This window comes from Streptomyces sp. NPDC091280, from assembly GCF_044768565.1.
GTDB lineage: Bacteria > Actinomycetota > Actinomycetes > Streptomycetales > Streptomycetaceae > Streptomyces.
The window spans coordinates 603,381-616,164 of record NZ_JBIVUZ010000002.1 but is presented as its reverse complement, the minus strand read 5'-3'; the positions used below and the strand labels follow the sequence as shown (position 1 = coordinate 616,164).

The window sequence follows — 12,784 nt, the reverse complement described above, 5'->3', positions numbered from 1 at the left end:
GATCATGAAGACCCAACGCGTCGCGCCACTGTCCGCCTCTCCTCAACCTCGCCGACCGGCCCGAGGCCTGACCGTTGCCGGCAGCGCACGGTTCGTCGTCGTGCTCATTCTGGCGGCGGTCATGTTCCTGCCCGTCTACGTCTCCTTCGTCGGGGCATTCACCACCAACGGATCCTTCGCCCGGGACGGTCTGTTCCCGAACCCCTTCGACGCGACTCTTGAGAACTTCAAAGCAGCCGCAACGACAATCCCCCTGGCCCAGCAATACCTGGTCAGCGTCGGAGTTGTCACCCTGCAGACGACCGCTCAGCTGGTGACCGGAGCGCTCGCCGCGTACGCCCTGGTGTTCCCGCAGTGGCGCGGCCGGAACATCGCGTTCGCGCTCGTGATCATTACTTTGGCGGTGCCCGGCGAGAGCATCGTCATCCCGAACTACGAGCTGGTCAGCTCGCTCGGTTTCCGCAACACCATCCTTGGCGTGGTGCTTCCTTATCTCGCTGCGGGATACCCCATTTTCCTGCTGCGGCAGGCATTCGCCGCCGTGCCGCGCGAGACATGGGAGGCGGCAAAGCTCGATGGGGCGGGCGACCTGCGGACTCTGTTCGCCATCATCCTGCCCTCCTGCCGGCCGCAGGTGACCAACGCCACCATCTGGAGCGCCCTCGCGGCCTGGAACGGCTTCTTCTGGCCGCTTCTCATCACCGATTCGGCGCGGGCCCGAACCATCCAGGTCGGTATCTCGCAGCTTGCGGCGTCCGAATCGACCAGCCCCGCCGTCGTCTTCGCCGGCGCCGTACTGGTCGTGATCCCCACCATGCTTCTTGTCGTCTTCGCCCAACGGTTCCTCGTCAACGGGCTCGCCCGCGGCGTACTCCGCTGATCCGTCAATACCCCTCGAAAACCAGACCAGAAGGCAGTCCAATGAAGAAGAGAATCTACTCGGCGGCCATGGCGGCGACGCTCGCCACGCTCCTCGCGGCGTGCACGAGCACCTCCTCCTCTACCGGTTCGGGTGCGTCCGCACAGGCCCCAGGAGCTTCCGCGCTCAAGAACGCAAAGGGCGTCACGAACATCACGTTCTGGCACGGGGTCAGTGCGGTCAACGGTGAAGAACTCACGAAGCTCGTCAACCAGTTCAACGCCCAGAACAAGGGCAGCATCCACGTCACGGCGACGTTCCAGGGCGGGTACGCGGATCTTCTGGCCAAGTACACCGCGTCCATCCGGGACAAGTCCTCCCCGACGGTCCTGCTGGCCAGTGACATCGGTACAGGCTTCCTGACGGACGTGAAGCAGAGCATCCCCGCCGCGGACATGGCCAAGGCCAACCCCGGCGACCTCGACCTCGCCGACCTCGTGCCGGCCGCGCGGAACTACTACACCGTCAACGGCAAGCAGCAGGCGGTGCCCATGAACGTCTCGACGCCGGTCCTCTGGGTCAACAGAGACCTCCTCAACAAGGCGGGAATCTCAGACAGTTCGCTGTCCACGATCGACGGCGTCGTCGCGGCGGCGAAGACCCTCGCCAGCAAGACCGGTCAGAAGGGCTTCACCATGCCCGACGACGACTGGTACTTCGAGCAGATGACCGCCAATTCCGGCCAGGAGTTCTGCAGCCCCGACAACGGGCGCGCCGGCAAAGCTCCGACGAAAATCACCATCAACACCGGGGCGGCGAAGGAAGCCATCACGAAGATCGCGAGCCTCTACACCGGCGGCGTCGCAGTCGACGGCTCTCCTGACGGGTCCACCGCAATCTCGGCGTTCCAGGCGGGCAAGGTCGGGATGATGCTCAGCAGCTCCGGCACGCTCAGCATCCTGAAGACCGGCACCAAGTTCAAGTACGACGCCCTTCCGTTCCCGACCGGGGCTTCCAACAGCAAGGCAGGCCCCGTCATCGGCGGAGCAGCTCTCTGGCTGAGCGCGACCGCGTCGAAGGCGCAGCAGGTGGCCGGGTGGAAGTTCGAGTCGTACCTGGCCTCCGCCGCCGCGCAGGAACAGTTCAGCCAGGCCACCGGATACATCCCGACCAACACGGCGGTCGCGGGCACCGCATCCCAGAAGGCGTTCCTCGCCGCCAACCCGACATACGCGAAGTTCCCCAAGCTGGTGGGCAACACTCCGGTCAACTCCGTGACGTCCGGGTGCGTCACCGGAGCGATGACGGCCATCCGCACCGCCAACGTCGGCGAAATGCAGGCGATCTTCGCAGGCACCAAGAGCGTCGGCAGCGCGCTTGACTCCGCAGCGGCCAAGGCCGAGACAGCACTGAAGCAGTACAGCGAGCAGCTGGGCAAGTAACGCGACACCCAGCGGGTCCGGGAGCCATCCTCCCGGACCCGCTCCGACGAAGGAAGAAATCATGCACCAGGTCCGGTACGGCGTGTACCTGCGTCCCGACGCGCGCACGTGTTGGAACGTCACTCAGATCACCACCGCGCTTCGCCACCAATTCGGCCTGCTCTCGGCGGGTGCATTCCCGCCTCATGCCACGCTGGTCGGCAACATGAAAACCGACGCCTCCGTCGACGAGCTCATTGCGGTCCTGGATCCCGTATTCGCTGAAACCGAACCCTTCACCGTTTACAACCCGGGTGTTCAGCACTCGCCGGTGGGGCACGCCTACAACATCAACCGCGACGAGAGCGGCGACAAGCCCAACGTCCCGCTCAATGCGCTCGCACAGGCCGTGCGAGAAGCTGTTCTCCCGCTGTCAATTCCCACGTACGAGTACCTCGTCCCGCCTGTCGAAGAGCAGGAGTTCGAGGCGCACCTGTCACTCGCCAGCCACGAACTCATGGTGGACAACCGGCGCTCGGGAGAAATTGGAGAGTTCATCGACGAACTGGACTGGCAGCCGCCGGCGTCTTTCACCGCTCGCTGGTACACCCTCTTTGAGTTCCGCGCGGACTGGGACGGGTACTGGTGGGAGACTCTGACGTGGCGGCACCTGCAGTCCTGGGACACCGCAAACACCGTGTCCACGGTCAGCACGTTCAAGGCCGCACCGATTCAGCGGGCGGCGCAGGCATGAGTTCTCTTGACACTGCCGCGCCAGGCGCGGGCGCAAGCGATGAACGCAAGGTCGTCGTCTTCGACCTCGGAGAAGTGCTCGCCTCCCCGGCCGATCTGCACGAGCGCCTGGCGCGCTTGATCGGGCATGACCCTGTTGCCGAAGAGCGCGCGTACTGGAACCACCGCGACGCGTACGACCGCGGCGGATCGGCGCAAGAATATTGGACCAGGGTTCTCGCAGAGCTCCAAGCCACCCATACCGCTGAGCTCGTGGACGACCTCACGCGCATGGACACGGAGGCGTGGGTCGCAATCCGGGACGACGCCAGCGTTCTGCTTGAAACGCTGCACACGGCAGGCGTACCCGTCGCCATCCTGTCCAACGCGACCCCCGAGATGGCCGTAGCTGCCCGGACGACACCATGGGCGCAGTGGATTGACCACTGGTTCTTCTCCTCGGAACTGGGAATGGCAAAGCCGGACCTGGCTCTGTACAGGCACGTCCAGTCCGTCCTCGAAGTCTCCCCGGGGCAGATCACGTTCCTCGACGACCGGCCTGTCAACGTCGAAGGTGCACGCACAGCCGGATGGAACGCCTACCTCTGGACCTCCGGAGAACAAGCCTCGACGGATCTGGTCGACGCTGGCTTCCTCACCAAAGAGTCTCCTAGCCGCCCGGGAGTTGTCGGGTAAAGGGACAGGTTGTGGAGTCGGGTCACGCCGAGCATGCCCGAGTGGACTTTGCCGCCTCGTTCGACTTCTCGGCGGACAGGGCAAGCCGTGCAGAAGCCGCGAGTACGAGAAGGGTTTCGCCCAGGGTGGGCAGCCGCCGGGTAAGAGGGAGAGCGGTCTTCGGCGTCGATGTCGGCGATACTCACCCTTCGGAAAAACTCCGCCGGGCCCATGCCGGCCGGTACTGCCGTATGGCGCCGTTGTCCGCATGGTGTCCGGCTTCGCTGTCGCCGGGGTCCTGATGATGATCTGTCCCGACGGCATCCGGGTCCTGGGCAACATCACTGGCGGGATCATCGGCTTCGCCGTCACGTGATATTGCCTGGAAACGCCGTTGCCCAAGACTCAGGGCCTACAAGATATTGACGCGCCGACGGGTGAGCGAGCACGGACTGGACGTGCTTCTCGCCCGTCGGCGCGTCTCTTCTCTCAGGAGTACGGAAAGGCAACGCTTCCGCCGCCGCGCGTGCCTTCAGAATCGTTGCGGAACGGCGGCCGGCTCGCCTGCGTGGTCTCCACGGGCGACCAAGGCGCCCATGCACAGTCTCCGCGCTCAGCGTCGGGCTGCGATGGCCGTAACTTCGACCAACATCCCGGGCCGCGCCAGCTGGTCGATTCCGATCGCAGCACGGACCGGGTACGGAGGCTGGAAGGCCTGCGCGTACGACTTGTTGAATACCGCGCGATGGCCGATGTCGGTCAGGTAGATGGTGAGGTGAGCGACGTCAGCCATGGTCGATCCGACGCTCTCCAGTGTTTTGCGGGTCTGCTCGAGAACGAGCGCCGCCTGGGCGCCGATGCCTTCAGGCATGACGTCATTGTCGTCGACCGGAATCTGAGTGGTGAACACGAGGTCGCCGACGATCGTGCAGTCGGACGACAGGCCTTCGGCGGGCGGGTTCGGATGGAACTGAATCATGATGATCTATCAATCGGTAGTGGTCGGACGGGACATGGTTGCGGCGCCTTTTTGGATGGATCGCTCGGTAGTAGATCGACTGGCGTTCGACGGGGCGGAGTGCTTCCTGCGGACTCGGTTGCTACAGCCAGCAGCGGAACTGATCCGCGCTCTCGATGCGGTTCTGCCGGGGCCGGCAGCACGGGCAATGCCGTTGCTTCGTCACGGTCGTCGCGCAACCGCAGTGCGTCATGGCGGTTGATGCTCGGCCAGTCGTAGAGCCAACGGATGCTGTCGTGCGCCCAGCTGAGCTTGGCCTCGTGGCCGGCGGGAAAGCGGTGTTGGCTGCCTCCGGTGTTGCGGCGTGCTGCGCGCCGTACGTCTTCACGGGGCCGATGAAGGGGTTGGAGACGCCGATGAAGCCGGCCACGAAGAGCGTCGCGGGTCGGTTGTAGGGCGACTGAGGGTCCTCGGCCTGAAGCGGTACGCCGTTGTTCATGACCGCGATGCGGTCGGACATGGTCAGTGCTTCTTCTTGGCCATGGGTCAGGTAGACGAACGTGATAGCGGCCCCGCGCTGCATGCGCTTCAGCTCCACCTGCATCTGCTTGCGCAGCTTGAGGTCGAGGGCGCTTGGCGGCTCGTCTCTCGGGGTCGACCTCGTCGGTCCAGAGACGCCCGCCGACGTGCTCGCGCGCCTCCAGAACCCGGATCGTATGTCCCGCCTGCTGCAGGACGTACGCCGCCGAAAGTCCCGCTGCTCCCGTACCGACGACCAGCACGCCGACCTGCGTGGTGTCATGTGCAGGTCGACACCTGAGATCGAGGCGAGGTCTGCCGATGTGACCGCCGGTGTGCCGGAGACCAAGTCGGACGGGTCCAGGACATCGGATGTCAGCGTTGCGGTCAGGATGTCGGCGTGCAGGATTCGCTGCGTGCCGGTCACGAGTCGAACCCCAGTCCGAGCCGGTCGAGCGTCCGCAGCATCAGGTTGCGGCGTCCTTCACGGTGATCGGCACGGTCGAGCGACCATTTCGTGGCCTCGATCCCGAGCTTCGCGAACGGCTCGGGCGGGAACGGCAGCGGCTTCTTGCGCACCATCCCCAGGCGGGTGCGCGGGGTCGTCTTCCCGTCGAGCCGGTCGAGCATGACCTCCGCTGCAAACCGTGTCGCGGCCACGCCGAGCCCGGTGAACCCGGCGGCATAGGCGACCCGGCCGCGACGGGCCAGCCCGTGGAACGCGCAGAACTGCGTCGAGGTGTCGATCGCGCCCGCCCAGCGGTGGCTGATGCCCACGCCCTCAAGCTGCGGATACGTCGTCAGGAGATGTGACGCGAGCCGGCGATAGGACTCGTCACGGTCCTCGTACTCCGGACGGACACGTCGTCCCGCGTGGTAGATCGCGTCGTAGCCGCCATAGAGGATCCGGTTGTCGGCGGTCAGCCGGGAGTAGTGGAACTGGTTGGCCAAGTCGCTCACGCCCTGCCGGTGCTGCCAGCCGATCGTGCTCATCTGCGCCGCGGAGAGCGGCTCGGTCATCAGGACGTAGTCGTAGACCGGAACGGTCGACAGCCGTGACCGACGCAGCAGGGGTCGGAACACATTGGTCGCGAGCGCGACCTTCCGGCTGCGGACCAAACCGTAGGTCGTCCGTACGTCGACCCGTCCGGTGCGAGCCGAACCCAGGCCTGTGACAGCGGAGCGTTCGAAGATCTCGACGCCGAGATCGGCGGCGACCCGCGCCAGCTCACGGGCCAGGCGACCGGGGTGCACCAGCGCCCTGTCGTCCTTGGCCCAGCGTCCTGCGCGGAAGATCGGACTGGCGATCTCGGCCTGCACGGCGCCCTCGTCGAGCCACTCGCCGTAAGAGCCCTCCTCCAGCCATTGCACCTGGTGCGGCTCGTACGCGACCGACAGAACGCCCGTCCGCTCGAGCTGCACGTCCATCCCGAGCTCGGTGACATCGCGCTCGAGGGCGTCGAGGTTATCGATGCCCAGCTGCTCGATGGTGTCGTACTCGTCGGGCCAGCGGCTGCGGCCGTTCTCCGCGCCGTGCGTCAGACTCGCCTCGGCGAATCCGCCGTTGCGTCCCGACGCAGCCCAGCCGATTGACTCGGCCTCGAGCAGCACGATCCGCGCTGCGGGATCGCGCCGCTTGGCCAGCAGCGCGGTCCACAGCCCGCAGTAGCCGCCCCCTACGACTGTCAAGTCGGCATCGATCGAGCCGGTCAGCTGCGGGTGGTCGACACCCGGCGCGTCGTCCAGCCAGAACACCCGCCGCTCAGCCGAGCGCAGTGCCTCCGTCACCAGGGCATCGGGCGGCGCCTGTCGTTCGAAGACCGTGCTGTGGCGTTTCATCGGTTGCTCGGGAACGCCGGCTGGAACTGAATCATGAAGATCTGCCAATCGATATTGGGTAAGCAAAACGAGGTTGGGCGAGTGCGCGGATCGACCAACCGATCTCGGGGTCGAAGCGGCGCACCCCCAAAGGCGCTTCCCCGCCCGGCGCGGGTGGGTGATGCCACGTCAGCGTCGGGAACACGTGGTGATGCCCTCACTGGCTGGGCCGTCGACACCCCACTTCGTTGACGGGGAAGCGTTGTCGGTGTGAGCGGGCCGTCAGCGGACCGTGCGGATCAGCTTCTTGTTCACGAACTCATCGATGCCGTACCGGCCGAGCTCGCGGCCGAAGCCGGAGCGCTTGATGCCGCCGAAGGGCAGCTCGACACCATCGAGCAGGACCCCGTTCACGAACACCATGCCGGCCTCGATCCGGTCGGCAACGCGCTCGGCCTGCTCCGGGTCCGTCGTGAAGACGTAGGAGCCGAGACCGAAGGGGATGTCGTTGGCAATCGACACCGCCTCCTCCTCCGACGACGCCTTGAAAACCATCGCCACAGGACCGAACAGCTCCTGGTGGTAGACGTCGTTCTCCGGGGTGACGCCGGTCAGGACCCCGGTCGGGAAGAAGGCGCCGTCACGCTTGCCGGCCGACACCAGGTCCGCACCCTGCTCGACGGCAGTGTCGACCTGCGCCTGCAGCCGGTCGGCGGCGGCGACCGACGACAGTGGTGAGATTCCCTCGGCGCCCGCCTTGATGGCCTCGGTGAACTTCTCCACGAACGGCTCGTAGAGCTCCTCCGCGACGATGAACCGCTTCGCCGCATTGCACGACTGGCCGGTGTTGTCCAGACGCGCGGTGACGGCCGCCTCGACAGCCCCGTCGAGATCGTCGGTGGACAGCAGGATGAAAGGGTCCGAACCACCGAGCTCGAGGACGACCTTCTTCAGGTTGCGGCCCGCGATCTCGGCGACGGCCGCGCCCGCGCGCTCTGAGCCCGTCAGCGAGACGCCGGCGACGCGTGGGTCGGCGATCACGGCCGCGACCTGCTCATTGCTGGCGTAGACGTTGGCGTAGACGCCTGGCGGGAAACCCGCGTCGTCATAGATCTGCTGGATCGCGGCGGCCGACTCGGGGCACTGCGGCGCGTGCTTCAGGATGATCGGGTTCCCAATGCACAGATTCGGGCCGGCGAACCGGGCCACCTGGTAGTACGGGAAGTTCCACGGCATGATTCCGAGCAAGACGCCGTACGGCGACCGCCGGATCAGGGCCGAGCCCTCGCCGTCGAGCAGCTCGACCGGCTCGTCGGCGAGCAGCTTCTCCGCATGGTCGGCGTAGTACCGGTAGATGGCCGCGCTGAACTCCACCTCGCCGACAGCGTCCCCGAGCGGCTTGCCCATCTCACGGACGATGATCGCAGCCAGTTCATCTTTGCGCTTGTCATGCAGTTCGGCGACGCGCTTCACCAGCACGGCGCGCTCAGCGAGCGTCGTCCGGGCCCAGCCCTTGCCGGCTGACATCGCCAAGGCGAGCGCAGCCTCGACTTCGACATCGGTAGCGGTCGGGTAACTCTGCACCAGTTCACCCGTGTTTGGGTTGGTGACAGCATATGTGGTCATGACGATGTCCGATCTTGGGTCAGCGTCCGTGGCTGAATCCGGGCACCCAGGGCGGCGCCGTCACTGCGTGGGTCGGCAGCGGCGTGGAGTGCGGGATCGCCACCCTGTACTCGTGTTCGTTGACTTCCTTCGGAACGGCGATCCGCACTCTTTCTCCTCGCTGCAGCAGTGCAACTCTTGGATTTTTGCCCGGAGGCCGGACTGCCTGACGGGGCTCGCTCGAGACCTTCGGCGGGCGGCCTGGAAGACTGATGAAGATCTTGCTCTGGCCGCCCGGTTCGCCCGGGATCGCTGATAAATGTCAATCACCATTGACCGGTGCAGGCGGGGCGTGATTTCAAGATCTTCAGGACTTCTAGCTCGGCGGCAGAAAGGGTGCGACCGTCGCGACCCGCCGTGCCGGTCGATCGGTTCGATCTTCCTTGCGGTCCGCGCTGCCCAGGACCCGGACGATCGAGTTGCTGGCGAGCCAGCGCAACGGTTCGGGCTCCCAGCCGCGGGCGCGGTGAGCGACCCATGGGAGCTTGGTGAGAGCGGTGGATCGGTTGAGAACGAGGTCGCGGAGCGTCCGCCCTGCGATGTTCGTCGCCGTCACGCCGTGACCTGAATAGCCCCCGGCCCAGCCGATCTTCGTGCTCGTGTCATAGCCGACCGACATGCACCAATCCCTGGGCACCCCGAGCGGGCCGCCCCAGTGATGGGTCACTCGTGCTTCGGCAGTTTGGGGGAAGTGCTGGCGAAGCGTCTGCTGGAGCCTGTCCGCGACTTCGGCGCTGACCTCGTTCTCGGAGTCGATCGGACTTCCGAGTCGGTAGGGAGCCCCCCGGCCGCCGATGGCGATACGGCCGTCGGCAGTTCGCTGTGCGTAGAAGAAGAGGTGCCTCTTGTCCCGGATCGTCATGCCCGCTGGCCATCCCAGCGAGTTCCACACATCAGGTGGCAGCGGTTCTGTTGCGACCATCAGCGATGTGAGTGGCAGATATCGCCGGTGGCGACCGGGCAGCTGAGTGGTGTAGGCCTCCGTGGCGAGGATGACGACCGGGGAGGCGAGGGAACCTCCGTCCGTCTCGACGACACCGGAGCGAACGCCCGTGACCGCGGTGTTCTCCGCGATCTGGACACCCATCTGTTCGACCACGAGGGCAAGTTCTCGCACCAGCTTTGCCGGCTGGATCCGAGCGGCGTGAGGTGTGAACAGCCCCGCGCGAACGTCAGGGATGTTCACGCGCTCCTTGACTTGGTCTCGGTTCAGCCACTGCAGGTCGGTTGCCTCCGGGTTCAGGCGTTGCTTGGCGCCGTACTCGGCCTGCAACCGCTGTAGCTGGGGTTCGGTCATCGCTACCGCGAGCGATCCGCCCTTGTTGTAGTCGCACGTGATGCCGTGTCGGTTGATGACGGCACCGATCTCGCTCACGGCGTGGTTCGTCTCGATTTCGGCTGCGTGGACCGCCGCCGGTCCGGATCGCCGGGCGTAGAGCGAGGCGGACCCGGCGATTCCCGCGTTCGCCCATCCGCCGTTGCGCCCGGAGGCGCCGAAGCCCGCGACTTCACGCTCTACGACGACGATCTGGAGATCGGGCCTCTCCAAGGCGAGGTAATAGGCCGTCCAGAGCCCTGTCAATCCCGCACCGACGATCACCACGTCCGCGTGAGTCGTTCCCAGCAGGCCCGGCCTGGGAACGACTGTCGCGTCCAGCTGATCGAACCACAGGCACCGTTGCAGAAGCTGGCCCAAGGGGCCCGCCGCTTGGTCTGTCATCGGCCGTCCTGGGTAAGTTCGTCGGCATCGGTGAGGACGTGGCGCAGGATCTGCTCCATCTCGTCGAAGTGCGTCTGTATGCCGAGATCGGAGGTCTGGGTCGCTACCGAGGCGGTCATGGTGCTCCGTTCTGTGCGTGCTTGTGCCGTTGTTGGGAACTGGCGCGACCATCTAGGCGACGTCTGGGTGGTTGTTGCTCGGTCAGTCGCGGAGCCAGCGGATGCTGTCGTGCGCCCAGCTGACCTTGACCTTCTGGCCGACGGGAAAGCGGTGTTGGCTGCCTCCGGTGTTGGCCACGTGGGCGAGGATCGGCATCTCTCGGCCGGTGACAGCGATGCGGTATTCGGTCTCGCGTCCCAGGAAGATGGACTCGGTGATCTCTCCCACCGTCACTACGTCGTCGGTGTCGGGGCTGTCGAGTCCGCTGATGTTGACGAGTTCGGGTCGGATGGATGCGTGGGCCAGGTCGGCGGCCTGGTCGATAGCCGCGGGAACGGGGCCGATGCCCTCGAGCTCGGCGACGAGCTGTCCGCCGCGGCTCTTCACGGGGCCGGTCAAGACGTTGGAGACGCCGATGAAGTCGGCCACGAAGCGCGTCGCGGGTCGGTCGTAGAGCGCCTGCGGGTCCTCGACCTGGAGCAGTACGCCGTTGTTCATGACCGCGATGCGGTCCGACATGGTCAGCGCCTCCTCCTGGTCGTGAGTCACGTAGACGAAGGTGATCCCGACCTCGCGCTGCATCCGCTTCAGCTCCACCTGCATCTGCTTGCGCAGCTTGAGGTCCAGCGCGCCCAGTGGCTCGTCGAGGAGGACCAGAGCCGGCCTGGACACCAGTGCGCGGGCCAGTGCGACGCGCTGGCGTTGCCCGCCGGAGAGTTCGTTCGGTTTGCGGTCCTCCATGCCGGTCAGGTGGACCAGTGCGAGGGCGTCGCGGACGGCCGGGCCGATGTCCTTCTTGGGGTGCTTGCGTACCTTGAGTTCGAAGGCCACGTTGTCGTACACCGACAGGTGCGGGAAGAGCGCGTAGCTCTGGAACACCATGTTGAGGTCGCGCTTGTGGGCCGGCTTGGTCTCGATGGGTTCGCCGTGCAGGAGGATGGAGCCGGTGGTCGGCTTCTCGAAGCCTGCGATCATGCGCATGAGGGTCGTCTTGCCGCATCCGGAGGGCCCGAGAATCGAGAAGAACTCGTTGTCCATGATGCGCATCGAGACTCTGTCGACCGCGTTGCCCGATCCGAACGATTTACAGACGTCGGTCAGCTCGATGGCCACCTTCTGGCCGTCGGCGCGGGAGGACTGCACTGGGTCCGTCATCGTCTTGGTCACGAGGCCCTCACCTTGGTCCAGCCCTGCTGGAAGTACTGCATCGCCGTGCCGGGATCGAGGACGAAGTCGGCGTTCGCGATGGACTTGGTCGGCGCATAGACGGCCGGGTTGTTCTTCAGCGCGGGCTTGACGTCCTTCAGGGCGGCCTCGTTCGCCACGGCCTGGTTGCCGTCGTTGGATCCGAGGGCAGCGATGTCGGGCCGGAGCGTGAAGTTCAGCCACTTGTAGGCGTTGGCGAGGTTGGGGGCGTTGCGGACAACGCTGAAGGTGTCGGTCCACACGGTCCCGCCCTCCTTGGGCAGGACGTAGTGGACGTGGGAGTTGGCGTCGAGGGCCTTCGCCATCGTGGTGCCGCTCCAGGCCTCAGCGAGGCAGGCCTGGCCGCTGCTGAGCAGGTCGGGGTAGTTGGTGGCGTTGTAGCCCGCGAGGAGTGGCTTCTGATCGACGAGTGACTTGGTCGCCTTCTCGATCTCGGCCTTGCTGGTGCTGGCGGCCGAGTAGCCGTTGACCTGCAGGGCTGGGACGTAGGCGGAGAGCATGTTGTCGAGCATGTAGATCTTGCCCTTGTACTGCTTGTCCCACAGTGCCTTCCACGAGGTCGGCGCCTGCTTGACGCACTGGTCGTTGTAGGCGAGGCCGGTGGTTCCCCAGACCCAGGGGATGCTGTGGGCGTTGTTGGGATCGAAGCTCGGGTTGCGCCACTTCGCCCCGAGGTTGTCGAGGCCCTTGATCTCGGACTGGTCCAGTTTCTGGACGAGGTTCTGGGCGACGAGGGCCTGGACGGCGTTCTGGGTGGGCTCGACGATGTCGTATCCGCCGGCGCCGCCGGCGAGCTTGGAGATCATCGTGTCGTTGCTGTCGAACGTGTCGATCGTGACGTGGACTCCGGTCTCGGCCTCGAACTTCTTGACCACCGAGGCCGGGATCTCGCCGTCCCACGCGTAGATGTTGAGCTTCTTGGTCTTGGGGGCGCTCGAGACGTCTGCGGAGGCACTCCCGCTGCCGTTCCCACTACAGGCGGAGAGGGCCGAGAGGGCAAGGACGGTGATCGCTGAGACAGCGATCGAAGGTGTCGTGCGCATTGCTTCTCC

The 12,784-nt window shown here is 65.7% G+C and carries 12 protein-coding genes; 4 read left to right on the top strand and 8 right to left on the bottom strand.

Annotated elements, in window-relative coordinates:
• The first annotated feature begins 4 nt into the window (after positions 1-4).
• From ACIQPR_RS09330 to ACIQPR_RS09315, 4 genes are all read left to right on the top strand, one after another.
• Entirely contained in the window at positions 5-880 is an 876-nt protein-coding gene (locus tag ACIQPR_RS09330; protein ID WP_403644345.1) for a carbohydrate ABC transporter permease, read from the top strand.
• Between the two features lie 41 nt (positions 881-921).
• Positions 922-2,301 carry an ABC transporter substrate-binding protein gene (locus ACIQPR_RS09325; RefSeq protein ID WP_403644343.1) on the top strand — a complete coding sequence of 460 codons (1,380 nt, stop codon included), beginning with the start codon at positions 922-924 and terminating at the stop codon, positions 2,299-2,301.
• A gap of 61 nt (positions 2,302-2,362) precedes the next feature.
• On the top strand, positions 2,363-3,034 hold the full coding sequence (locus ACIQPR_RS09320; protein WP_403644340.1) for a 2'-5' RNA ligase family protein: 672 nt from the start codon (positions 2,363-2,365) through the stop codon (positions 3,032-3,034).
• Entirely contained in the window at positions 3,031-3,708 is a 678-nt protein-coding gene (locus ACIQPR_RS09315) for an HAD family hydrolase (RefSeq protein ID WP_403644337.1), read from the top strand. Before ACIQPR_RS09320 ends, ACIQPR_RS09315 begins: the two co-directional genes overlap by 4 nt.
• A gap of 592 nt (positions 3,709-4,300) precedes the next feature.
• On the opposite strand, the gene ACIQPR_RS09310 is transcribed toward ACIQPR_RS09315, so the two are convergent.
• The 8 genes from ACIQPR_RS09310 to ACIQPR_RS09275 all read right to left on the bottom strand — a co-directional run bounded on the left by ACIQPR_RS09310 (position 4,301) and on the right by ACIQPR_RS09275 (position 12,775).
• Positions 4,301-4,666: a RidA family protein gene (locus tag ACIQPR_RS09310; protein WP_403644335.1), complete on the bottom strand. Its 366-nt coding sequence runs from the start codon at positions 4,664-4,666 to the stop codon at positions 4,301-4,303.
• Positions 4,663-5,427, bottom strand: coding sequence for an FAD-dependent oxidoreductase (locus ACIQPR_RS09305; RefSeq protein ID WP_403644332.1), 765 nt, complete (start codon positions 5,425-5,427; stop codon positions 4,663-4,665). Before ACIQPR_RS09305 ends, ACIQPR_RS09310 begins: the two co-directional genes overlap by 4 nt.
• 160 nt (positions 5,428-5,587) lie before the next feature.
• Positions 5,588-7,003 (bottom strand): NAD(P)/FAD-dependent oxidoreductase, encoded by a 1,416-nt coding sequence (locus tag ACIQPR_RS09300; protein WP_403644329.1) that lies wholly within the window; start codon positions 7,001-7,003, stop codon positions 5,588-5,590.
• A 261-nt stretch (positions 7,004-7,264) separates the two neighbouring features.
• A complete protein-coding gene (locus ACIQPR_RS09295; RefSeq protein WP_403644326.1) occupies positions 7,265-8,608 on the bottom strand; it encodes an NAD-dependent succinate-semialdehyde dehydrogenase in 1,344 nt (447 codons plus the stop codon).
• A 355-nt stretch (positions 8,609-8,963) separates the two neighbouring features.
• A complete protein-coding gene (locus tag ACIQPR_RS09290; protein ID WP_403644323.1) occupies positions 8,964-10,367 on the bottom strand; it encodes an NAD(P)/FAD-dependent oxidoreductase in 1,404 nt (467 codons plus the stop codon).
• Positions 10,364-10,486 (bottom strand): hypothetical protein, encoded by a 123-nt coding sequence (locus ACIQPR_RS09285; protein ID WP_403644320.1) that lies wholly within the window; start codon positions 10,484-10,486, stop codon positions 10,364-10,366. Before ACIQPR_RS09285 ends, ACIQPR_RS09290 begins: the two co-directional genes overlap by 4 nt.
• 82 nt (positions 10,487-10,568) lie before the next feature.
• Positions 10,569-11,693, bottom strand: a complete 1,125-nt coding sequence (locus ACIQPR_RS09280; RefSeq protein WP_403644317.1) for an ABC transporter ATP-binding protein — start codon at positions 11,691-11,693, stop codon at positions 10,569-10,571.
• A complete protein-coding gene (locus ACIQPR_RS09275; protein WP_403644314.1) occupies positions 11,690-12,775 on the bottom strand; it encodes a PotD/PotF family extracellular solute-binding protein in 1,086 nt (361 codons plus the stop codon). Before ACIQPR_RS09275 ends, ACIQPR_RS09280 begins: the two co-directional genes overlap by 4 nt.
• Between the last annotated feature and the right edge of the window lie 9 nt (positions 12,776-12,784).